Annotated in this window: 22 protein-coding genes; 18 read left to right on the top strand and 4 right to left on the bottom strand. The window is 53.3% G+C overall.

The features are described 5' to 3' along the window. Positions 1-282: 282 nt before the first annotated feature. From CLV58_RS20795 to CLV58_RS20740, 12 genes are all read left to right on the top strand, one after another. Positions 283-1,713, top strand: a complete 1,431-nt coding sequence (locus tag CLV58_RS20795) for an anthranilate synthase component I family protein (protein ID WP_106139763.1) — start codon at positions 283-285, stop codon at positions 1,711-1,713. Positions 1,714-1,806: 93 nt separating this feature from the next. After that, the gene (locus tag CLV58_RS20790; protein ID WP_106139762.1) at positions 1,807-2,373 is read left to right on the top strand and encodes an anthranilate synthase component II; all 567 of its coding nucleotides are present in this window, start codon (positions 1,807-1,809) and stop codon (positions 2,371-2,373) included. Continuing rightward, complete coding sequence (locus CLV58_RS20785) at positions 2,370-3,053, top strand: class I SAM-dependent methyltransferase (protein ID WP_106139761.1); 684 nt, start codon at positions 2,370-2,372, stop codon at positions 3,051-3,053. Before CLV58_RS20790 ends, CLV58_RS20785 begins: the two co-directional genes overlap by 4 nt. A gap of 19 nt (positions 3,054-3,072) precedes the next feature. Then, positions 3,073-4,059 carry an anthranilate phosphoribosyltransferase gene (gene trpD, locus CLV58_RS20780; RefSeq protein WP_106139760.1) on the top strand — a complete coding sequence of 329 codons (987 nt, stop codon included), beginning with the start codon at positions 3,073-3,075 and terminating at the stop codon, positions 4,057-4,059. A gap of 1 nt (position 4,060) precedes the next feature. Beyond that, complete coding sequence (gene trpC / locus CLV58_RS20775) at positions 4,061-4,873, top strand: indole-3-glycerol phosphate synthase TrpC (protein WP_106139759.1); 813 nt, start codon at positions 4,061-4,063, stop codon at positions 4,871-4,873. 1 nt (position 4,874) lies between these two features. Next, complete coding sequence (locus CLV58_RS20770) at positions 4,875-5,519, top strand: phosphoribosylanthranilate isomerase (protein ID WP_106139758.1); 645 nt, start codon at positions 4,875-4,877, stop codon at positions 5,517-5,519. Positions 5,520-5,575: 56 nt separating this feature from the next. Continuing rightward, entirely contained in the window at positions 5,576-5,794 is a 219-nt protein-coding gene (locus tag CLV58_RS20765) for a hypothetical protein (protein ID WP_106139757.1), read from the top strand. Next, positions 5,791-6,183, top strand: a complete 393-nt coding sequence (locus CLV58_RS20760) for a type II toxin-antitoxin system VapC family toxin (RefSeq protein WP_106139756.1) — start codon at positions 5,791-5,793, stop codon at positions 6,181-6,183. The genes CLV58_RS20765 and CLV58_RS20760 overlap by 4 nt, the downstream gene beginning before the upstream one ends. Before the next feature lie 5 nt (positions 6,184-6,188). Continuing rightward, positions 6,189-7,388, top strand: a complete 1,200-nt coding sequence (gene trpB, locus CLV58_RS20755; RefSeq protein WP_106139755.1) for a tryptophan synthase subunit beta — start codon at positions 6,189-6,191, stop codon at positions 7,386-7,388. Between the two features lie 115 nt (positions 7,389-7,503). Beyond that, positions 7,504-8,292, top strand: coding sequence for a tryptophan synthase subunit alpha (trpA, locus tag CLV58_RS20750; RefSeq protein ID WP_106139754.1), 789 nt, complete (start codon positions 7,504-7,506; stop codon positions 8,290-8,292). A 17-nt stretch (positions 8,293-8,309) separates the two neighbouring features. After that, complete coding sequence (hisIE, locus tag CLV58_RS20745) at positions 8,310-8,915, top strand: bifunctional phosphoribosyl-AMP cyclohydrolase/phosphoribosyl-ATP diphosphatase HisIE (protein ID WP_106139753.1); 606 nt, start codon at positions 8,310-8,312, stop codon at positions 8,913-8,915. Positions 8,916-8,989: 74 nt separating this feature from the next. Next, positions 8,990-9,325, top strand: coding sequence for a phage holin family protein (locus tag CLV58_RS20740; protein ID WP_106139752.1), 336 nt, complete (start codon positions 8,990-8,992; stop codon positions 9,323-9,325). An 82-nt stretch (positions 9,326-9,407) separates the two neighbouring features. On the opposite strand, the gene CLV58_RS20735 is transcribed toward CLV58_RS20740, so the two are convergent. After that, complete coding sequence (locus CLV58_RS20735) at positions 9,408-12,392, bottom strand: PVC-type heme-binding CxxCH protein (protein WP_106139751.1); 2,985 nt, start codon at positions 12,390-12,392, stop codon at positions 9,408-9,410. Positions 12,393-12,615: 223 nt separating this feature from the next. Here CLV58_RS20735 and CLV58_RS20730 point away from each other — a divergent pair, with 223 nt between their 5' ends. The 5 genes from CLV58_RS20730 (at position 12,616) to CLV58_RS28125 (ending at position 16,956) form a co-directional block, all read left to right on the top strand. Then, positions 12,616-13,185, top strand: a complete 570-nt coding sequence (locus CLV58_RS20730) for an RNA polymerase sigma factor (protein WP_106139750.1) — start codon at positions 12,616-12,618, stop codon at positions 13,183-13,185. After that, positions 13,185-14,780: an outer membrane beta-barrel protein gene (locus CLV58_RS20725; protein WP_106139749.1), complete on the top strand. Its 1,596-nt coding sequence runs from the start codon at positions 13,185-13,187 to the stop codon at positions 14,778-14,780. Before CLV58_RS20730 ends, CLV58_RS20725 begins: the two co-directional genes overlap by 1 nt. 17 nt (positions 14,781-14,797) lie before the next feature. Beyond that, positions 14,798-16,018: a serpin family protein gene (locus tag CLV58_RS20720; protein ID WP_245882400.1), complete on the top strand. Its 1,221-nt coding sequence runs from the start codon at positions 14,798-14,800 to the stop codon at positions 16,016-16,018. Next, positions 16,018-16,461: a hypothetical protein gene (locus tag CLV58_RS28130; RefSeq protein ID WP_146141493.1), complete on the top strand. Its 444-nt coding sequence runs from the start codon at positions 16,018-16,020 to the stop codon at positions 16,459-16,461. Before CLV58_RS20720 ends, CLV58_RS28130 begins: the two co-directional genes overlap by 1 nt. A 300-nt stretch (positions 16,462-16,761) precedes the next feature. Continuing rightward, positions 16,762-16,956: a hypothetical protein gene (locus tag CLV58_RS28125; protein ID WP_146141492.1), complete on the top strand. Its 195-nt coding sequence runs from the start codon at positions 16,762-16,764 to the stop codon at positions 16,954-16,956. Between the two features lie 72 nt (positions 16,957-17,028). Here CLV58_RS28125 and typA read toward each other — a convergent pair whose 3' ends face one another. Next, complete coding sequence (typA, locus tag CLV58_RS20715; protein WP_106139747.1) at positions 17,029-18,843, bottom strand: translational GTPase TypA; 1,815 nt, start codon at positions 18,841-18,843, stop codon at positions 17,029-17,031. A gap of 494 nt (positions 18,844-19,337) precedes the next feature. On the opposite strand from typA, the gene CLV58_RS20705 reads away from it, so the two are divergent. Further along, complete coding sequence (locus tag CLV58_RS20705; RefSeq protein ID WP_106139745.1) at positions 19,338-19,763, top strand: gamma-glutamylcyclotransferase family protein; 426 nt, start codon at positions 19,338-19,340, stop codon at positions 19,761-19,763. Positions 19,764-19,794: 31 nt separating this feature from the next. Here the strand turns inward: CLV58_RS20705 and CLV58_RS20700 are convergent, their stop codons facing one another. Together CLV58_RS20700 and CLV58_RS20695 are read right to left on the bottom strand one after the other, a co-directional pair. After that, positions 19,795-20,112 carry a hypothetical protein gene (locus CLV58_RS20700; protein ID WP_106139744.1) on the bottom strand — a complete coding sequence of 106 codons (318 nt, stop codon included), beginning with the start codon at positions 20,110-20,112 and terminating at the stop codon, positions 19,795-19,797. 141 nt (positions 20,113-20,253) lie between these two features. Then, the gene (locus CLV58_RS20695; RefSeq protein WP_106139743.1) at positions 20,254-21,108 is read right to left on the bottom strand and encodes a dienelactone hydrolase family protein; all 855 of its coding nucleotides are present in this window, start codon (positions 21,106-21,108) and stop codon (positions 20,254-20,256) included. Between the last annotated feature and the right edge of the window lie 51 nt (positions 21,109-21,159).

Genomic DNA, 21,159 nt, shown 5'->3' with positions numbered 1-21,159 from the left:
TAGAAAAGAGAGGGGAGCGTAGCGTGCTACGTTCGGGACATAGAGGTTGTGGCCGGGGACGCGCCCGTCTTCGAATCCCGCCACCCCGACAACAGAAACAAACGGCCTTACCGCCAATTTCGACAAGATGAACAACACGGTAAACATGATTTGGTGGTGGCACTCTTCCTTTCCCGGATGAGGGTTGCCCCTATGACTGTTTATCTACAGATACTAAGGCTCACCGTCATCCCGGTGAGCCTTATTTTTTTGTCCATCACACACTGAATTAGTCTTACGACCATGCCCGATTCCAAGTCTACCTTTCGCGTTGTCAGTCGCCACAAGCGCATGCTGGCCGACATCATCACGCCCGTCAGTATCTACCTACGTATTCGCGATCGCTTTCTGAACAGCATCCTGCTGGAAAGCTCCGACTACCACGGTAACGACAACAGCTTTTCGTACATCGCCTTCGACCCGGTTGCCCAGTTTTCGTACAAGGGCAATCAACTAACCGAACAGCTACCCGGAAGCGGATCAACAGTTCGGACCATAGACCGCCCTGCTATGCCGGTTGCCCTGCAACAGTTCAAGGACCGGTTTCAGCATGAGAAAGCGCCGTTCTCGTTTATCACCAATGGTCTGTTCGGGTATTTCGGCTATCCGTCGGTGCAGAGTTTCGAGGATATTCAGCTGAATGCGCCGGTTCCAACGGAGAACGAGATGCCGGCATCGCTGTTCATGGTGTACCGGTATGTGCTGGCTATCAACCACTTCAAGGACGAGCTACACCTGTTCGAACACAGCTACCTGCAGGATGGCGAAACCCAACCGGACAGCACGCTCGACGACATCAGTGATCTGATCACGGGCCGCAACTACCCAACGTACTCGTTCAGCCCGAACGGTGATGAGCAGTCGAATTTTACCGACGACGAGTTCCGGGCCGTTATCCAGAAAGGAAAAGATCACTGCCAGCGGGGCGACGTATTCCAGATTGTGCTGTCGCGCCGGTTCTCGACCCCGTTCGTGGGCGACGAATTCAACGTCTACCGGGCGCTGCGATCCCTGAACCCCTCGCCTTATCTGTTTTACTTCGACTACGGCAATTTCAAACTGTTCGGCTCGTCGCCCGAGTCGCAGATTGTCGTTAAAGACCGGCAGGCCACGATCTATCCCATCGCGGGTACGTTCCGGCGCACCGGCGACGACGCGCGCGACGCCGAACTGGCTCAGAAGCTATATGACGATCCCAAAGAATCGGCGGAGCACGTCATGCTGGTCGACCTGGCGCGCAACGACCTGAGCCGCAACTGCGACGTAGTCAAGGTCGAGACGTTCAAGGAGATTCAATATTATTCTCACGTCATTCACCTCGTCTCGAAAGTTGTCGGTACGCTTACGCCCGAAGCCGATCCGCTGCAAATCGTGGCCGAGACCTTTCCCGCCGGTACGCTGTCCGGTGCCCCCAAACACATGGCGATGCAACTGATCGATCGATACGAGAATCTGAGTCGTAGCTTTTACTCGGGCAGCATCGGCTACATGGGCTTCGATGGTGAGTTCAACCACGCCATTATGATCCGTACGTTCATGAGCAAAGACAACACCCTTTACTATCAGGCGGGGGCCGGTGTCGTAGCGAAGTCGGTCGTAGAGAGCGAATTACAGGAAGTACATAACAAGCTGGCGGCCCTTCGCACCGCCATCGAACAGGCGCAAACGATTTAACTTTTTTAGACGAAAGAGGAGAGACAAAAGAAGAAAGACGAAACCAAGTCAAATCATCTTTTCTCGTTCATCGCTCTTCTTTCCTCCAATTCTATGAAACTTCTCGTTCTCGATAATTACGACTCGTTCACCTACAATCTGGTGTACATCCTGCGCGAACTCGGTGAGCGTCCCGACGTCATCCGCAACAATAAGATCGCGCTGGAGGCCGTCGCCCAATACGACAAGATTCTGCTGTCGCCAGGACCGGGTATTCCATCGGAAGCCGGCATCATGCAGGATCTGGTTGCGGAGTACGGACCGCAGAAAAGCATTCTGGGCATTTGTCTGGGGCATCAGGGCATTGGCGAAGTGTACGGTGCGCGGCTGGAAAACCTCGGCGAGGTACTGCACGGTGTGGCTCACCGCGCCACAGTCGTTGACGAATCGGACCCAATCTTTACCGGCATTCCCGGCGAACTGTCGGTAGGTCGCTATCACTCCTGGACGGTAGTGCCGGAATCGATGCCCGACGACTTGCGTGTAACGGCTATCGATGAGCAGGGCCGCGTGATGGGGCTGGCTCACGTGCGTCACGACGTGCGGGGTCTACAATTCCACCCCGAATCGGTCCTGACCCAGAATGGCGTACAAATGATCAAAAACTGGTTAGAGCGATGAAACTTGCTGAGGTTGTTCCATGGGGGCGTTCGCGACGTGAGTACGAGCGTATGTTCGGTCTTACAGCTACGGATCTTACCAAACGAATCTTGGGAGTAGGCGATGGGCCGGCAAGTTTCAATGCAGAAATGGCACTGGCAGGTCACAACGTAACCTCTATTGACCCAATATACGCCTTCTCAGCAAGTGAATTGAGGGAGCGTATCGGTGCTACGCATCAGACAATCGCGGAGCAACTTAAGTGCAACGTCAACCAGTATGTTTGGACAGACTTCCAGAACGCTGAAGCAGTCATATACACTCGTATGGAAGCAATGAGTCTCTTCCTTTCGGATTATGAGCAAGGCCTACAGCAAGAAAGGTATATCCCAATATCACTACCTGACCTGCCTTTTCCTGACAGCTCTTACGACCTAGTCTTGTGTTCACATCTGCTTTTTCTCTACAGCGAACAACTGTCAGAAGCATTTCATCTGACATCAATAAAGGAGTTGGTCCGGGTGGCAAATGACGTTCGTATTTTCCCCTTAGTTACGTTAGACGGTCACGTATCTCCACACTTGAACAGCGTCTTGGAGTATTGTAAGCTTAATCACATTCAGGCTGATATAATACCTGTTGACTACCAATTTCAGAAGGGTGCTTATCAGATGCTAAGGCTTCTACGTAAGTCGCTATAAATTAACAGCCTATTCGACTATGAAATCGATTTTAAATCATCTGTTTGAGTACAAGTCGCTGACGAAGGAGCAGGCCGGGCAGGTGTTGCTCGGTATCGGGCGGGGGGCGTATAACTCCGCGCAGATCGCGTCGTTCCTGACGGTGTACATGATGCGCAGCCTGCGGGTGGAAGAGCTTGAAGGCTTCCGCGACGCCATGCTTGAACTCTGCCTGCCCGTCGATCTTAGCGCCTATGACCCAATGGACCTGTGCGGCACCGGGGGCGATGGCAAAGACACGTTCAACATCTCGACACTGTCGTCGTTTGTCGTGGCCGGGGCCGGACAGCGCGTTGCCAAGCACGGCAACCACGGCGTTTCATCGCTGGTTGGCTCGTCGACGATGATGGAGTATCTGGGCTATCGGTTCACCAACGACGTCGGCGAGTTACAGCGCAAGATGGAAACGGCGGGTATCTGCTTCCTGCACGCGCCCCTGTTTCACCCCGCTATGAAAAACGTCGCGCCGATTCGCAAGGAGTTGGGCGTAAAAACGTTTTTCAACGTACTCGGTCCGATGATCAATCCGGCCCGGCCCCGCAAACAGGTTGTTGGGGTGTTCAGCCTTGAATTGGCGCGTTTATATGCGTACCTTTATCAGCAAACCGACAAGCAGTTTGCGATTCTGCACGCGCTGGACGGCTACGATGAAATCTCACTGACCGGGCCATTTAAAGTGATCAGCAATGGTAATGAACAGATCATGACGCCGGAACAGTTGGGGCTACAAACGCTGCTGGCCGATCAGCTGGCCGGGGGGGAAACGTTGGAGGCATCGGCGAAAATTTTCCTCAATGTGCTGAACGACGAAGCCACTCCAGCGCAGAAACAGGCCGTTGTTGCCAATGCAGCCGTAGCCCTGCAAACGGCCGGACTAGCCGGTTCGCTGGAAGACGCGGTAGCCATGGCGCGTGAATCACTGGAGAGCAAACGGGCGCTGGCCTGTTTTACCAAGCTAATCGACTAGTATGACGATTTTAGACGAGATCATTGACCGTAAGCGTATAGAGGTGGCCGCCCGCATGGCCGAAACACCGGCCCAGGCGCTGGAGGAAATGCCCGACTTTAAACGGGTTTGTCTGTCGGCCCGCGACGCCGTTCAGGGATTGTATTCGACCGGTATCATCGCCGAGTTCAAGCGAAAATCCCCTTCTAAAGGCATCATCAACGACCGCGCCGACGTAACGCAGACCACGCAGGGATACGTACAGGCCGGAGCGTCGGTACTCTCGGTATTGACCGATGAACCTTTCTTCGGTGGTACACCCGACGACCTGAAAGCAGCCCGGTTAGCCAATCCCGAAACACCGATCCTCCGCAAGGATTTCGTCATCGACGGATATCAGTTGCTGGAAGCCAAAGCGTGGGGAGCCGATCTCGTCCTGCTGATTGCCGCCTGTCTGTCGCCGGAGCAGGTTCGGGATTTCAGTCAGCAGGCGCAGGAACTGGGTATGCAGGTGTTACTCGAAGTACACGACGAACTCGAACTGGAACAAAGCCTGACCACCTCGATCGATCTGGTCGGCGTCAATAACCGCAACCTTAAAACCTTCGTTACCTCACTGGATACGTCGTTGCGGCTCGTCAATCTGATTCCTGATACCTACGCCAAGATCGCCGAGAGCGGTTTGCACAGTCCCAACGACTTGCTGACGCTACGTGATGCCGGTTTCGACGGATTCCTGATTGGCGAGGCTTTTATGAAAACAGACAACCCGGCAACGGCGCTGGACAGCTTCGTGAAAGCTTACAGTAGTACCTATCCATCTAATTCGTATTGATATGAAGCTCAAAGTGTGCGGCATGCGTGACGCCGACAACCTGAAAGAAATTGCTGCACTGGGCCCTGATTACATCGGGTTTATCTTCTACGATCAGTCGCCCCGCTTCGTTGGCGATACGCTGGACGAGACATTAGTTAAATCGCTGCCCCGCTCGATCCATAAGGTGGGCGTGTTTGTCAATGCCTCACCGGACTACATTCTGCGGATGGTGAAGAAGTACGATTTTCAGTACGTGCAGTTACACGGTACAGAAACGCCGGAATTCTGCCGCAGCCTACGCAACCGGGGTATCAACATCATCAAGGCATTCCGAATCGACGATTCGTTTAATTTCTCGATGCTGAACAACTTCAAAGCGCAGTGCGACTTCTTCCTATTCGACGCCAAAGGCGATCAGCCCGGCGGCAACGGCGTTACGTTCGACTGGAACATTCTGAGTCGTTACGACAACGAAAAGCCCTTTTTCATCAGTGGTGGTATCGGTCTCGGCAACGTCGATCAGGTGAATCTGCTGAAAGGCTTCAAACTGTACGGTGTCGATGTCAACAGTCAGGTCGAAACGGCACCGGGTGTAAAAGATGTGGCGAAAGTAAAAGAGATCCTGTCGTATCTGCGTCCTATCGAAGAGGAGGAAGCTGTTTAACGCCTGGAAGAAACGAGGGTAACGTGGTTTGTGTTGACGTATAAACAACGTGTATTATGAAAGTGGACCAGGAAATAACGGATATCATACCGGCGATGAAACGGGGCAAGATCAACTCATATCGCCCCGAAGATATTCGGCGGTGGGGTGTAGCGCGATTCTTGCAAGCTACCACGGTCGATGAACCCTTCTTTGGTGTATTTCCAGAGTTTACAGAAGCAGAAAACAAAGCAATGGACGCCTTGCTTGCGGAAGGTGACAAGGGCAGTGTATGATTTACGACACAAACCTGATTATCGGTCATGTAAGACGGCGAATATTACCGCCCGCTCAGACAGTATTGTCAATAGTCACGATCGGTGAGATCGAAGCCTTCGCTTTAAAATCTGATTGGGGCCTTCAACGCTGGGAGTTCGTCCAAGACCTATTCAGTCGATATCCGAGCGTTGATGTGACAGAGGGGCTGATAAGCTACTATGCTCAGATCGACGCATTCAGCCAGAATCGGTTAAAGAGCTACCCACTTGGAACATCTGCCCGCAACATGGGCAAAAACGATTTATGGATTGCGGCTACGGCTCTTTACCTCGACATGGAGCTTCATACTACAGACAACGATTTTGATCATTTGCCCACATTGGGTTTACGTCTGATAAAGCATTGACAATCATGCAAGATACTATCGATACGCAAGCGTCTTTTGCGGTGAGCGACACCGGTTTTTACGGTCGTTTTGGGGGAGCGTTTATCCCCGAAATGCTGTACCCGAACGTCGAAGAACTTCGGCAGAACTACCTGTCGATTATTGCCGATCCGTCATTTCAGGCCGAATTCTGGCAATTGCTGGAAGATTACGTTGGTCGGCCGACGCCTTTGTTTCTGGCGAAGCGCCTGTCAGCGAAGAAAGGGGCTACAATCTATTTGAAACGGGAGGACTTGTGCCATACCGGTGCCCATAAAGTCAACAACACGATTGGCCAGATTCTGGTCGCGCAACGGCTTGGCAAGAAGCGGATTGTAGCCGAGACAGGCGCGGGTCAGCATGGCGTAGCGACGGCAACGGTCTGCGCGCTGATGGGGCTGGAATGCATCGTCTACATGGGCGCTATCGACATGGAGCGCCAAAAGCCGAACGTCGATCGGATGCGGATGCTGGGCGCGACGGTAGTACCGGCTAAATCGGGTAGTCAGACGCTCAAAGACGCGACTAACGAAGCAATGCGGCACTGGATAAACAACCCGGTCGATACGCACTACATCATCGGATCGGTCGTTGGGCCGCATCCCTATCCCGATATGGTCGCGCGGTTTCAGTCGGTTATTTCGCAGGAAGTCCGGCAGCAGCTACTGGCCAAGACCGGCCGCGAAAATCCTGATTACATGGTTGCCTGCGTCGGTGGGGGTAGCAATGCCGCCGGTGCGTTCTTCCACTTCTTGCATGAACCCTCGGTTCGGCTCGTAGCCGCTGAGGCTGCTGGCATGGGTGTATCGTCGGGGCATTCGGCCGCGACGACGGCACTGGGAAAACCGGGCGTATTGCACGGTAGCCGTACGATTCTGATGCAAACCGACGACGGGCAGGTAACGGAACCATATTCGATCTCGGCGGGTCTCGACTATCCCGGCATTGGTCCGTTGCACGCACACCTGTTCGATTCGGGCCGGGGTGACTTTTACGCCATCACCGATGACGAGGCCCTGGCAGCAGGCTTTGAACTAAGTAAACTCGAAGGCATTATCCCCGCGCTGGAAACGGCACACGCGCTGGCAGCCCTGGATAAAATGAGCCTGAAAGCTGACGATGTTGTGGTCGTCTGCCTGTCAGGCCGGGGCGACAAGGACTTAAGTACGTATTCGAAGCATTTGTAGGCGAGCACGTCATGTAGCCCAGACGTCCACGTCTGGAGGCCGCTAGGCCAAAAAGCTGCCGCCTTGTATAGTTGGCCTGACGGCCTCCAGACGTGGACGTCTGGGTTACAAACTCATGGACACACTCACTACCAACCGCATCTCCGCTCTGTTTGAGCAACGCAGCGAGCGGCTTCTAAACGTTTATTTCACGGCAGGCTTTCCCCACCTCGACGATACACGCACGGTGCTGCGTGGCTTGCAGGATGCGGGCGTCGACCTGGTCGAAATCGGTATGCCGTATTCCGATCCCGTTGCCGACGGCGAAACCATTCAGCAGAGCAACGGCGTGGCGCTGGACAACGGCATGTCGATCAAGACGCTGTTCGCCCAGTTGGCAGGTTGCCGGGAGGAGATTACTGTACCTATCTTACTGATGGGCTATATTAATCCAGTGCTTCAGTACGGGGTCGAGAACTTTTGCCGGATGTGCCGTCAGGTTGGCGTCGACGGTGTGATCCTGCCCGATCTGCCGCTCGATCTGTTTCTGGCGGAATACGCGCCCGTCTTTCGCGAATACGGCATTCTGAACGTGCATCTGATTACACCACAGACAACCGACGAGCGCATCCGGTTTATCGACCAGGAATCCGACGGGTTTATCTATATGGTTTCGTCGGCGAGTATCACCGGTTCGGTGAAAGGAATCAGCGACGGTATGCGGACGTATTTTGAGCGTATCGAAGCCATGAATCTGCGTAACCCCCGCTTGATCGGCTTTGGTATCAGCGATCAGGAGACGTTCAACACGGCTTCGCAGTATGCCAACGGCGCGATTGTGGGTAGTGCGTTTATCCGGCATTTGCAGGACCACGGTACATCAGCCGAGAGCATTCGGTCCTTTGTGCAGACGATTCGCCCCTGAGCGACTACCTTTACGCCATGAATTCCGAGATTGCGTTTGACAAATCGCCCGAAGGGCTGGTACCGGCCGTTGTTCAGGACACCGAAACCGGGAAGATCCTGATGCTGGGCTACATGAATCAGGAAGCCTACGAAAAGACGCAGGCTGAGCAGGTTGTCACGTTCTTTAGCCGTAGCAAACAACGGCTCTGGACGAAAGGCGAAACCTCGAACAACTTCCTGCACGTCGATTCAATTCTGGTTGATTGTGACAACGACACGCTGCTGATTAAGGCCCGGCCGGCGGGTCCGACCTGTCATACAGGAGCAGATACCTGCTTCAACGAGCAAAATCGGGGTAAGGGCCAGTTTCTCAATTATTTGCAGGGCATCATCCACGACCGGCGTGTTAACCCGACCGATACCTCGTACACAACGTCGCTGTTTGGTAAAGGGGTCAACAAGATTGCGCAGAAGGTAGGGGAGGAGGCCGTCGAACTGGTTATCGAAGCGAAAGATGATAACGACGATCTGTTCAAAGGTGAAGCCGCCGACCTGCTCTTTCATTTTCTGGTCTTGCTGGAGCAGAAAAATATGGATCTGGACGACATAATTGCTGTGCTACAGAGCCGTCACGCGAAGTAAAGGGCAAACATTGGTTACCGGTTTGGTGTTCGTGATGCTGACATCTATTCAGTTCACTACCAATTTCACTCCCAATGGGCCTACTTATTCGCATTGTCATCAGCATGGTGGCAGTTTATGTGGCAGCCGCCATCATCCCCGGTATCTCTGTCACCGGAGGTGTCGGTACATACCTGGTTATCGCAATCGTACTCGGTCTGCTTAACGCCTTCGTCAAACCGATTCTAACCATCCTGACGGTTCCCATCACGATTATGACGTTGGGATTATTCCTGATCGTCATCAACATATTGATGGTTTATCTGGCGGCTTCGCTGGTACCTGGCTTTGTCGTAGGCGGTATACTGGCCGCGTTACTGTTCAGTCTCGTCGTTTCTATCGTTACGGCGCTGCTCGACGCGATCATCTAAGCGCACTAATTCTATTTTCTGAACGCATCAGGGGCTGGCGAGGAGGTATTCCTTCGCCAGCCCCTGATGCGTTTTACAGTATCTACAGTTTGAGCAGGTATGCCGTTATATCGGCGATTTGCTGCTGACTGAGTTTCATGGTCTGTACGCTCGGCATCAGGCTGTTGGCAAATCGACGTCGGTTCGACACGGCACTGACCGGAATCGTGTGTTTCTGCCCCGTTACCCCTTTTACGACGAGTGCTTGTGCCGTTTCGCTGGCAATGAATCCGTAGTAGGTCTGCCCAGTTGTTGTCGATATTAACCACGACTCATAACCGGGCGTGATCGATGCGTTCGGATATACGATTGATTCGATTAAACCAGCTTTGTCCAGTTGCCGCTGAACATTCGTCAGTTCCGGACCAACGTCGACGCCTTTCTGATTGTAAACGTGGCACCGGCTACAGTTGGCTTTAAACAGCAGTTGACCCGTTACTGCATTTCCCGTTAGTTCGGCGATATCGGCGATGTCGGATTTAACCAAACGCCTGTCTGAATTGCCTGCTACAGTCGTCTTGTTACTGTCGGGCGCCGGGAGCACAGGTTTGCGCACCGCTACGGCAGTCGATTCAGGTTCAGCAGCCGGTTTACCGGAAGACATGCGCTGAGCCGATTTCGGCGTCGCGACTTTCGTTGAATCGGTAACGGTGGCAGACGAAGCCGGTTTTGGTTCGAAATAAGGGGCTGCCTGTTGCCGAATGGCGGTGCTGGAGTGCTTCAGTAAGGCAGGGCCAGCTATCCGCAGCATCGCATTTGACAACCGATTTTCTGCAATCAGGTCGAGCAGTTGTCGGGCCCCATCTGTGGTGCGGGCCAGTTCCAGTACTGCCTTGCTCCGTTCCGCGTAGGTGCCGTATTTACTGGCCAGCAGATCGCGCGGAGACATAGCTGTCGGGTCTGGCTTGTCTGTCGTTGATGGCGGGGTAGCGGTAGTGGCAGGCGTAGTGGGCGTGGCGGCTTGTGGCTTGGCTTTACGTGTGCTTATTGCTTCCGTTGCCGAAGCGGCCAGCACTTTGTCGCTTCCCCGCGTCAGCTCAGCCAATACTTTTTGCGATGCCGGCGTCTGCATGGCGACAATGGCGCTCACTGCCTGTCGTCGGGCGTCGATAGGCAACTGATCGGCTTCAGCCCGCTTTCTTAGCAGTGATAACGCCGAGGCTGTATGCAAGGCCCAGACCAGATTAGCCGTACGGGCATCCCACTCGGCCGGATCGGCGGCAAACGAAGGCCGGAGATCCGCGAACAATGCTTCTTCCTTACCATCGGCGGCTTCGCTCAATGCCGTCAGGTAGTAGGCGTCCTGCCCATCATACCCCTGCACCAGATTGGCCAGGATTCGCCGGCAATCGGCGTACGGCATATCCCGCAGGGCGACGCACACCTCGCGCCGAACAGCTACGCTCTGATCGACGGACAGGTTACCCAGCAACGGCAGCAATACCTGCTGCGACGGAGTCAGGGCGGGATTAGCCTTCGAATTTTCAGGTGTGATGCTCCGCAAAGCCCGCAGCGCAACGATACGGGTCTGCGCTTCGGGTGATTTGAGCAACCGTTCGACTTCAAACTGCCCCTCCGGCCCTAACTGTGCCAGCAAAAAAACAGCCCGTGACCGATGGTACGCATTCAGCGAACTAACCATTGGCATCAGCGCTTCAACGACTTCGTCGCCCTGCTGTTTGAGCGCGTTGAAGCCCAACATACGAATCTGGGGAGCCGGGTTCGTCAAGGCAGCTAACTGACCGGCTGTGTTCCGTAAGTCAATCTGTGGGTTTCTCAACGTACGTCCCTTCGGCGCAATGCGGTAAATACGCCCGACGGATTTGGCTCCGGCCTCATGCCAACTGGCTACGTAAATAGCCCCCTCCGGCCCAATCGACATGGCTACAGGCTCGAACACCGCATTTACATCGCCATTCGAACCGGTTCCGCTGACCAGCTCATTGGCTACCAGTTGATAGCCAGCACCGCGAATTTCAGGTTTATAGGCAACGATACGATGCTGACGGGCGTCAGCACAGAGCAACGTGCCGCGATAAGGCAGGCCCAGTTTTTCATCTTCGTTCATCAGCAGCGCGGTCGATGAACTGTTCGGGATAGCCTCGCCGGTGGGCATCACACCCGGCATGGCGACTGGATTAGCGGAACGATTCCCTGCCGCGTAGAAACCGGCTTTTCCGCCTTCCAGCACCCAGTTGATATGCGACACATGCGTTTTCTCGTCGGTATCGGCCTGCCACAAATTTCCGTATGAATCGACAACCACCGCCTGACTGTTGTGAAAACCATCGGCCATCACTTTCAGGCCCGAACCATTGGGTTTGATACGCAGCGACAGTCCCCCCACCCAGTTACGGCCGTCGCTGCCGGGTTGCTTGTCAGTCATTGTACCAGCCTGTACCGTCCAGCCGTCGCGGTCCGTGATGGTGTAGGGTACGGCATCACCAACGCTGACGTAGTAGTTTCCGGCGGGGCCAGCCACCATTCGATGCACCCCGTTACGCTGGTTCTTACCACCAAATCCTGTTAAGACCGTTTCCGCCCGCTCGGGCCGGTCGTCGCCGTTTTCATCTACGTACATCAGCAGATCAGGCGCGTTGGAGACGTACACATTCCGCCCCAGCACACTAACGCCCAATGGGCGTACCAGCCGAGCGTCCTGCGCAAAAATGGTTTGGTTATCAGCCCGACCGTCGCCATTGCCATCCGTTAGAATCGTGATACGTCCGTCAGTCGTTCCATCACCTTCCGGTCGATTTCCCGCTGCTTCGGCGACCCACACCCGCCCCCGTGCGTCGACGTCGATGCTTGTCGGTCGGAACAGCATGGCGGATTCGGCCCAGATTGTCGCTTCCAGATCGCCAGGCAGGTACAGTGCCGTTGAGTCGGCAAATCGATTTGCCTGTAACGGACCCGACAGGCGGTTCGGTAATGAACCCGGCGAGCCCGCCGGCAACGTTAATGAGAGCAACCCGGCTGCCGTAAGCACGAGGGGCAACAAAGCAACAGGCCGAAAGACGGTACGCATACACGAAATAGAAAGTAAACCGAACAACCCGGTAATATATCGTACAAGTTGACAAATTTCAGTCAGAAAGCTGGTCTTTTCCTACGAGCTGGTACATGATCGGCTTTCCACCAACAAACGCACACACTCGTACTTACAACCCACAAAGGACTAGCCGCAAAAATTTTCCTGCTCTTGCAACCGTTTGTCCAGTAAGCGACTCTATCCAGATGCCAACGTTTATATGCAGGATGAATACGAATTAGTTGAGGGATGCCGTCGGCAGGACCGAATTGTGCAGCGACAGCTCTATGAGCGGTTTGCCGGGAAGCTCTTTGCCGTCTGTAAACGCTACATCCGTGATCCTGACGAGGCTGAAGACGTTTTACAGGATGCATTCGTGAAAATTTTCCGGCATATCGATTCGTTCCGGTTTGAGTGCCCGCTGGAAGCCTGGCTGAAACGGGTGGTTATCAACACGGCACTGAAACATATTCGCAAGCAGAAGCCGTGGGAACAGACCAGTGATATACAGGATCTGGCCCCCGTGCTACCACAAGCCGATGAGAGTCTGCCGTCTTTGAACTACCAGTATCTGCTGCGGCTGATTCAGGAATTACCGCCGGGTTGCCGAACGGTGTTTAACCTCTACGCCATTGAAGGCTACAACCACGTAGAGATCGCCGATTTGCTCGACATTGCCGAAGGTACCTCGAAATCCCAATACGCCCGTGCCCGGAGCCTGCTGTTGCAGAAGCTTAAAGCCGACGAACGAACAGTGACAAGCAACCCACCCCGAACAACAACGAACTAATGAACGAATTGGACCATTTTCCTGACGACTTCTGGCGGAAAGCGTTCGACGGAGCCGACGAGCAGCCCCCGCAGCGCGTGTGGGACGCCGTCGAACGTCAGCTCGACGAAGACAGTAAGACCCGCGTGCTACCGCTGTGGGGAGCGGCTCTGTTGCCGGGCCTGCGTACGTTGACCTGGGGGGCTGGTGCAGCCGCTTCCGTAGCGTTGTTGCTGGCCGGCTGGTGGTACACGCAAGCAACGAATCAGCTCAGCACGACAAAATCGGTTGCCGTCCGTACAAACCAACCCGCAGCAGCACCAGCAAACGCCCCCATCACCCCAAACACCAGTCAATCGAATCACAAAACAACCCTGGTTGCGAGCGCAGCGAAAGCAATCCCAGAATTTTATACGCATCACATACGGTCAGCAGCGAAGCACGAGAGTCAGCCGGCTTTTACACTGACAGGTAACAGCAATCTTATCGTTGACATAGATCGGCAATACGGCAACGCACAGTCTGAGCGAACAGCGCAGTTTGTACAGACGTCGGGGTTTGTACAAACAACAATACAGTCCGTATCTGCTCCTAACCCGTCGCCGGCTGCGGCTATGCCCCTGATGGCAACGTCACCAATGGCTGCAGAAGTACCACCTGCGGCAGGGCAACCGAACGCGCCTGCGGCACCTAAACTGGCCGTAGCGAATACGTCATCGAACCAGCCCACCCAGTCGAAAGTCGCTGCCGCCTGGACAGGTGTAGACGCTACGAGCGACGTAGCTGTTACAGACGGGTTAGCGAAATCGAAAAAACGGGAGAAATGGGCCTCGATCAGCGTTATGCCGGGTGCGTACAACCCGGCTGTAGCCTTGGCATCGGCAGCTACCCCTATGGCTGTAGCCAGCTACGCCAACAGTGTCAATCGAAATGCCGTTGCCACGACGCCGGTTGTCGATAGCCGTAGCAGCCGGTCCATTGCGTATCAGGTAAGCGCGGGTATCCAACTAACGGAGCATTGGTCGATTGAAAGTGGCGTTGGGTATCTGAGTGCCCAATCGACGGTAGAAAGTCCGACGCAGATTAGTCTGGCAAGCGCAGCCATGATAACGGCTAAAGACGCTCAGGTCGTCAATAATCTCTTCGTCGATGCTGTCCGAGACCGCGTCATCAGTCAGACGAACGCTTACGCGGCTGCGGCCGTGGATCAGCATGGCTCCTCTCAATCGTATGTGACGAATCGGTACAGTATGAGCGAGCAGCAGGCGGTATCCAACGCTTATCAGTTTGTTCAGGTACCGGTTCAGGTTGGCTATCAGCTGCGGCCCCGCAAGCGGCTGGGACTGGCCCTGATTGGGGGATTTCTAACCAATATTTTCGTACGAAATACCATCGCTAATCAGGTTGTCGTGACGCCCGCTGACGATATCTACCGCTCGCTTTCGTTGGCCGCTTCGGTCGGTGCCCGGTTCCGGTACCGCCCATCGCAGCACTGGTCTGCTTCACTGGCTGGCCTGTACCAGCCGGCTATTGGCAGTACGACAGCATCGGACTCCCCAATCCGATCGCAGCCGACAACAACCGGTATGAGCTTCGGTGTCGATTATCACTTCTAACCGTATTCGTTATGAAGATGCTACCGCTCCTAATTGCTGGCGTCGTATCGGCCGTCAGCTGTCGTAATACTACAACGGCACCAGCATCGACTGTCGATTCAACTGCCAGCGGCTTACGTGTATCAGCCCCCTTTGTCGGGCAGACTACGCAGTTCGCCTTCGACCTGACGAGTCGCGTCAGTCAGCAGGAAGGCGTCGATAAAAACGTTTTTATTTCACCGCTGAGCCTGCACATGGCGCTGGGTATGCTGTTGAACGGCGCTGACGGACAAACAGCTCAGCAGATTCAGAAGACGCTGAAACTCGATGCGCAAACGCTGACCGAGGCTAATCAGACGTACCAGAATCTGTTACAAAACCTGCCCAGAATCGACCCGAAGGTGACGCTGACGCTGGCCAATTCGGTTTGGTACCGCAATACCTTCACGGTAGCGCAATCGTTCCAGGACGTTCTTAAACAGACCTTCGACGCGACGGTTTCGGCAGAAAATTTCAACGATCCGGCTACCGTTTCCAAGATTAACAACTGGGCCAGTCAGCAAACCAACGGGCGTATTCCGAACGTGATTAATAGTATTCAGCCGGAGAATGTCCTGTTCGTGCTGAACGCGCTCTATTTCAAGGGGAACTGGCAAACGCAGTTCAGGTCCGAAGAGACGGCCGGTATGCCGTTTACGCTAGCGTCTGGCACACAAAAGACCGTTCAGATGATGCGGCAGAAAGTAGCCATGCGTCGTGCTTTCCGCGACGGCTACACCGCCTTTGAACTGCCGTACGGTAACGATCGCCTGGCAATGACGGTACTTCTACCAGCCGCCGACCGCTCAGCTGACTCGCTGTTGCAAGCCTACACAGAAACGGAATGGTCGGCGCTGCAACAGAGTATGACGAAAGGTAGTATGGATATTGGACTACCAAAGTTTACCATGAATTTTGACATTCAGCTAAACGCCGTACTGAGCGCAATGGGTATGCCCGTTGCTTTTACCAATCAGGCTACGTTCACGAAAATGAACCCGGCCGGTGGCCTGACGCTCAGCTTTGTCAAGCAAAATACCTTCGTGGCCGTTGATGAGCAGGGTACCGAAGCAGCCGCCGTAACGACCGGGGGCATATCCACGACATCGCTACAAATGCCTACACTTTGCGACCGTCCTTTTGTCTTTGTCATTCACGAAAAAACAACCGGGACAATCCTGTTTACCGGTAAGGTAGCCGACCCGACCCAAGCCAACTGATGAATACTATTTATGCGGTTATAGGTTGTTTGCTCTTGCTTTGCCAATGCAAGCAGGGTACTGTTGAGCCGCCCCCTACCGTTGCTGCCCTCGTCGGTACCTGGACACTGATGCAACCGGATTCGGCGGCTTCTACAACGTTATCGTTCGCGTTAGATACCGCGAACCCACCCCACGATATTGTGTCATTCTACGTACAGGGAAAAGGCTTGCAGAATACGTACAAAGGTCGAATGTATGCCACTGTCGACGGGACAATGCAGATTCAGGAATTAAGCCAGACAGCCTCAGCTGATTTAGGCCAAACTACCTATCAAATTGATCGTTCATATCTGACAAAACTGGGTAGTACGGCCCGTTTTAATCAGTTGCCTGATGGTACTTTACAATTATTTTTTGGTAGTCCATCAAGCGGAACATTATCCTATAAAAAAGGTAGATGATATAGCTGCCTTTTATCGACATTTCTTTGTTTATCTTTTGTGTAAGACCAACATTGCCCGGCCGTAATTAAGACAGCCGGGCAATTTTTTTACGTATAGCCGATAAATTTTTTTCGCTTTATCTTCCGTAATTTATTCATAAATAGCTATTTATGCCTCGGATAAAGCCTATACGTTTAGTACCGCTCACTAGATAGTGCCAACAATTGTAAAACAGGTGCTGTTATTGTTGTTGCTTTGCGTGTACGAAGTGAGTACGCTTACTTTAACGACGCACATTGTGCCACTTTTTACAACGATATGAGAAAAGTATTCACACTCATTGCAGGCTTTTTACTCTTCGCCTGCGTGTATTTTCACATCAAGCGACAGAACGTTTATATATCGAATTTGCCCGCTCCAGACTCGAAAACGGCCATGCAATCATCGCCTGTCAACACGCTTACTACCGGTACGAAAGCAGCGCTTGCCGTCAGTGTCGTAGCGAATCAATAAACACAGCAGCAAAAAAGAAAGCCCGCTCAGAGTGTCTGAGCGGGCTTTCTTTTTTGTGTCAAATTGACTCGATTAAGCCATAGCAAATTTGCTGGCGTTACGCTTCCGTTCGTTTTCATCCAGGTAGATCTTCCGGATACGCATCGATTTCGGCGTTACTTCCAGGTATTCATCCTTCTGAATGTATTCCATCGATTCTTCCAGTGAGAACGATATTTTCGGCGCAATCTTCACGTTGTTATCCGAACCCGATGCCCGCATGTTGGTCAATTGCTTGGCCGTCATAACGTTCACCACGATGTCATTCTGCCGGTTGTGCTCACCGATAACCATACCCGTGTAAATCTCGTCACCGGGCTCGACGAAGAAGATACCCCGATCCTGGAGCTTGTCGATTGAGTAAGCCGTGGCCACACCGCTCGTCATCGAAATCAGCGAACCGTTGATCCGCTCAGGGATTGGACCTTTGTAAGGCTGGTACTCTTTGAACCGGTGCGACATTACCGCTTCACCGAAGGTTGCCGTCAGCACGTTCGAACGGAGGCCGATCAGACCGCGCGACGGAATTTCAAACTCAAGGTGTTGCAGATCGCCTTTCGGTTCCATGATCAACAGCTCGCCTTTACGCTGCGTAGCCAGTTCGATTACTTTACCAGCCGTCTCCTCCGGTACGTCAACGACAAGGGTTTCTACCGGCTCAAGCCGCTGACCGTTGTCGTCTTCCTTATACAGTACCTGTGGCTGACCAACCTGCAATTCGTAGCCTTCACGACGCATCGTCTCGATCAATACGGACAGGTGAAGAATACCCCGGCCATATACCAGGAAGCGGTCTTCGCTGTCGGTCGTTTCCACGCGCAGCGCCAGGTTCTTTTCGATTTCTTTGTACAGCCGGTCGCGCAGGTGACGCGAAGTCACGAACTTACCTTCTTTACCGAAGAACGGCGAGTTATTGATCGTGAACAGCATGTTCATCGTCGGCTCATCGACGGCGATCCGCTCCAGGGCTTCCGGATTCTCGACGTCGGTGAGCGTATCACCGATCTCGAACTCTTCCAGACCCGTTACGGCGCAGATGTCACCGCACTGTACTTCGGTTACTTTGTTCTTGCCAAGTCCCTCGAACGTGTGCAGTTCTTTGATCCGCACTTTCTTGATCGAACCATCGGCTTTTACCAGCGCCATATTAGCGCCTTCTTTCAGCGTTCCCCGGTGTACACGACCGATAGCGATACGACCTACGAACGCCGAGTAATCGAGCGACGTGATCTGCATCTGTGGTGTACCTTCGTTGATAGGCGACGGTGGGATCGTTGCCACGATCGTGTCGAGCAGGTAGGTGATGTTGTCGGTTGGCGTCTTCCAGTCCGGACCCATCCAGCCTTGTTTCGACGAGCCGTAAACGGTCGGGAAGTCAAGCTGATCTTCCGTAGCGCCGAGGTTGAACATCAGATCAAAAACCTCTTCGTGTACTTCTTCCGGCCGGCAGTTCTCTTTGTCGACTTTGTTGACGATAACGATAGGCTTCAAACCCAGCGAAAGCGCCTTGCTCAGTACGAAACGGGTCTGCGGCATAGCGCCTTCAAACGCATCGACCAGCAGACAAACGCCGTCGGCCATTTTCAGCACGCGCTCTACCTCACCCCCGAAGTCACTGTGGCCCGGTGTGTCGATGATGTTGATTTTAACGTCTTTGTACCGAACCGATACGTTTTTGGAAACGATGGTGATACCCCGCTCACGCTCCAGATCGTTGTTGTCGAGGATCAGGTCACCGAATTCCTGATTTTCCCGGAACAGCTTAGACGCGTGAATGATTTTGTCGACCAGCGTGGTTTTGCCGTGGTCAACGTGGGCAATAATGGCGATGTTACGAATCGATTGCATACAGTATGTGTACTGTGTATTGACAAAATGGTTACCGGGCAAGGACCAGTCCACTGATCAACCCCGGTACGTATTGTTTGTGATGCGTTTGAAAACGCAAAGGTACTAAATTTTACGCTGAAACACAGAATTTTACAACGTGTATAGACAAAAATAGGCCCCAGTAAGGCCCATCTCTGTTATAAGTACAATTTGTTAACAATCCGTTAATGATTTGGACAACCGCAAGGGTTCTTCTTCTTGAATAAACCCGTGTTAAACAACCCGCCCCGACGTGGTCTGTAACCTTTTCGCTTGCGACCAATCGAGCTGGCCGACACCGTCGAACGATCTGTACCGGCCTTTGCGTCGACGGGTATTTCGGTTGCTAGCATAGTCGTAGCAAGCAAAAGCACGAGACTGGATCGTTTCATAATCGACGTTGATTTTCAGGTACAACACTAATTTACAAAGATTTGTCAACCCAAGGACATTAATTCTTTCCTGCAATCACAATGCCAACTCATTTATTCGTCTACGGTACGCTCCGGGCAGCTTTTTCGAATGCACCTGCCATACATCTGCGCCAGCACAGTCGGTACATGGGTGAGGGCGTCATCAACGGGCCGTTGTATGACGTTGGCAGCTATCCGGGTGCACTGTATCTTCCCGAGGTATCGACGCTGATTCACGGGTCCGTTTATACGCTGTTTCCGGATAGTCAGGCGAATCTACTGCAACTACTCGACGAGTATGAAGGCGTTCAGGCTACCCCATCGGAAAGCGAATCCGACGAGTACGTACGACGCATCGTTCCGGTGACCTGCGCTGGTCAGTTGGTTGACTGTTGGGTCTACCTCTACAATTGGCCGGTTGGCACACTGCGCCGAATTGACTCCGGTGACTACGTACAGTACCTAACAAAACAGGCCGACTTATAAGGCCGGCCTGTTTGTTTCGAACAATCTGGTGTTATCTCGGACCGCGTGAACGGCCTCCGCCATTAAAATTACCACCACCGCCTATACGGCCGTTAGGTGCATAGTTCCGGGGCGGGTTGTAGCGGGGTGCCGGTGCGATATAGGTCCGTCGCTGCACGATAACGGGTGGACGGTAATAGCCGTAAGGCCGGTTGTAGTAGCCATAACCGCCGTAGCCACCATAATAGGGACGTCCGTAATAGCCATAGGCAGGACGGCTGTTTACACCAACATACGAAGGACCGCAGCTTGCCAGCAGAACAACCATCAGTGTGGCCATCAGCAGGGGCATTAGTTTCAGCGTTTTCATAAGCGAGTCTGTTTACTGTTTAAGCGTCAACCTTTGTCAGTATGACAATTAGTCAATGAAAAGGTTTAACGCTGCTGTAAAAACGAATGCCACGGCAGTATGGTGCCGTGGCATTCGCTGAATCGCCTGAGGACAGGCTGGTTAAGCCTTTAGTTTCGCCTTCAAATAGGTCAGCGAACGCTTATAGGCGTCTTCCGTGGCAGCCTTGTCATAATTCGGATTGCTGGGGTTAGCAAAGGCGTGATTGGCGTCGTACATTTTCACGGTCAGCTTCTCGTTCGCCTTTTTCATGTTCTCCTCGAATTCCTTCACCGATTCCTGTTTGATGAAGCCATCTTTCGTACCGAAGAAAGCGAGTACATCCGTATCCAGCATTTTTAGCTTGCTGACGTCCTGAATAGGAAAGCCGTAATACATAACGCAACCGACGGCCTGTTTGCCGGTCAGGATAGCCGACTGGAGCGACAGCATACCACCAAAGCACCAGCCCACGCTCGCAATTTTTGCTTTAGGGCCTGCGTAGGCAATGGCACCCTTCGTGATGTTTTGCAACCGAGTCTGATCAGCGCCCTGCATGTACTTAGCCGCATCTTCCTGTTTGGTTGCGACTTTACCATCGTACATATCCAGCGCCAGCACGTTTACGTCGCTCAGGTCGTTGTAATAGGTTTCTGCTTCTTTCTTGATGTAGTCGTTCAACCCCCACCATTCCTGATACACCAGCAGCCACTTATCGGAAGGCTTTTTGGCTTTCAGCAGAAAACCTTCAGCCGTTTTGCCGTCGGGCGTGTTGAACTTAACCATGTCACCAGCCTTGCTCACGTAGGTAAATGGTAACGGTTCAGCGTGTGCTTTGGCGAAAGCGGGGTTAGCGGCCAATAGCGACATGCCATTGGCAGGGCCGTGGCAAAGGGGAATTTTGGTGTCTTCCTGCTTCTTTTCCGGGGCGAAAAAGGATAGAACCAAGGCAGTCAGCGTAAAGAACGTGATTTTCATAGGTACCGTTTGTTTAGTCGATTCTGTGTAGCTACACGCGACACTAACCCG

It is taken from the genome of Spirosoma oryzae (assembly GCF_003002825.1).
GTDB lineage: Bacteria > Bacteroidota > Bacteroidia > Cytophagales > Spirosomataceae > Spirosoma > Spirosoma oryzae.
Note: the sequence above shows the minus strand (reverse complement) of the source record. Positions and strands in the feature narration are given on the sequence as shown.

What these genes read in the sequence shown, in the direction of transcription:
- CLV58_RS20795 (WP_106139763.1), top strand. Translation starts at nt 283, where the DNA reads ATGCCCGATTCCAAGTCTACCTTTCGCGTTGTCAGTCGCCACAAGCGC.
- CLV58_RS20790 (WP_106139762.1), top strand. Translation starts at nt 1,807, where the DNA reads ATGAAACTTCTCGTTCTCGATAATTACGACTCGTTCACCTACAATCTG.
- CLV58_RS20785 (WP_106139761.1), top strand. Translation starts at nt 2,370, where the DNA reads ATGAAACTTGCTGAGGTTGTTCCATGGGGGCGTTCGCGACGTGAGTAC.
- trpD (WP_106139760.1), top strand. Translation starts at nt 3,073, where the DNA reads ATGAAATCGATTTTAAATCATCTGTTTGAGTACAAGTCGCTGACGAAG.
- trpC (WP_106139759.1), top strand. Translation starts at nt 4,061, where the DNA reads ATGACGATTTTAGACGAGATCATTGACCGTAAGCGTATAGAGGTGGCC.
- CLV58_RS20770 (WP_106139758.1), top strand. Translation starts at nt 4,875, where the DNA reads ATGAAGCTCAAAGTGTGCGGCATGCGTGACGCCGACAACCTGAAAGAA.
- CLV58_RS20765 (WP_106139757.1), top strand. Translation starts at nt 5,576, where the DNA reads ATGAAAGTGGACCAGGAAATAACGGATATCATACCGGCGATGAAACGG.
- CLV58_RS20760 (WP_106139756.1), top strand. Translation starts at nt 5,791, where the DNA reads ATGATTTACGACACAAACCTGATTATCGGTCATGTAAGACGGCGAATA.
- trpB (WP_106139755.1), top strand. Translation starts at nt 6,189, where the DNA reads ATGCAAGATACTATCGATACGCAAGCGTCTTTTGCGGTGAGCGACACC.
- trpA (WP_106139754.1), top strand. Translation starts at nt 7,504, where the DNA reads ATGGACACACTCACTACCAACCGCATCTCCGCTCTGTTTGAGCAACGC.
- hisIE (WP_106139753.1), top strand. Translation starts at nt 8,310, where the DNA reads ATGAATTCCGAGATTGCGTTTGACAAATCGCCCGAAGGGCTGGTACCG.
- CLV58_RS20740 (WP_106139752.1), top strand. Translation starts at nt 8,990, where the DNA reads ATGGGCCTACTTATTCGCATTGTCATCAGCATGGTGGCAGTTTATGTG.
- CLV58_RS20735 (WP_106139751.1), bottom strand. Translation starts at nt 12,392, where the DNA reads ATGCGTACCGTCTTTCGGCCTGTTGCTTTGTTGCCCCTCGTGCTTACG.
- CLV58_RS20730 (WP_106139750.1), top strand. Translation starts at nt 12,616, where the DNA reads ATGCAGGATGAATACGAATTAGTTGAGGGATGCCGTCGGCAGGACCGA.
- CLV58_RS20725 (WP_106139749.1), top strand. Translation starts at nt 13,185, where the DNA reads ATGAACGAATTGGACCATTTTCCTGACGACTTCTGGCGGAAAGCGTTC.
- CLV58_RS20720 (WP_245882400.1), top strand. Translation starts at nt 14,798, where the DNA reads ATGCTACCGCTCCTAATTGCTGGCGTCGTATCGGCCGTCAGCTGTCGT.
- CLV58_RS28130 (WP_146141493.1), top strand. Translation starts at nt 16,018, where the DNA reads ATGAATACTATTTATGCGGTTATAGGTTGTTTGCTCTTGCTTTGCCAA.
- CLV58_RS28125 (WP_146141492.1), top strand. Translation starts at nt 16,762, where the DNA reads ATGAGAAAAGTATTCACACTCATTGCAGGCTTTTTACTCTTCGCCTGC.
- typA (WP_106139747.1), bottom strand. Translation starts at nt 18,843, where the DNA reads ATGCAATCGATTCGTAACATCGCCATTATTGCCCACGTTGACCACGGC.
- CLV58_RS20705 (WP_106139745.1), top strand. Translation starts at nt 19,338, where the DNA reads ATGCCAACTCATTTATTCGTCTACGGTACGCTCCGGGCAGCTTTTTCG.
- CLV58_RS20700 (WP_106139744.1), bottom strand. Translation starts at nt 20,112, where the DNA reads ATGAAAACGCTGAAACTAATGCCCCTGCTGATGGCCACACTGATGGTT.
- CLV58_RS20695 (WP_106139743.1), bottom strand. Translation starts at nt 21,108, where the DNA reads ATGAAAATCACGTTCTTTACGCTGACTGCCTTGGTTCTATCCTTTTTC.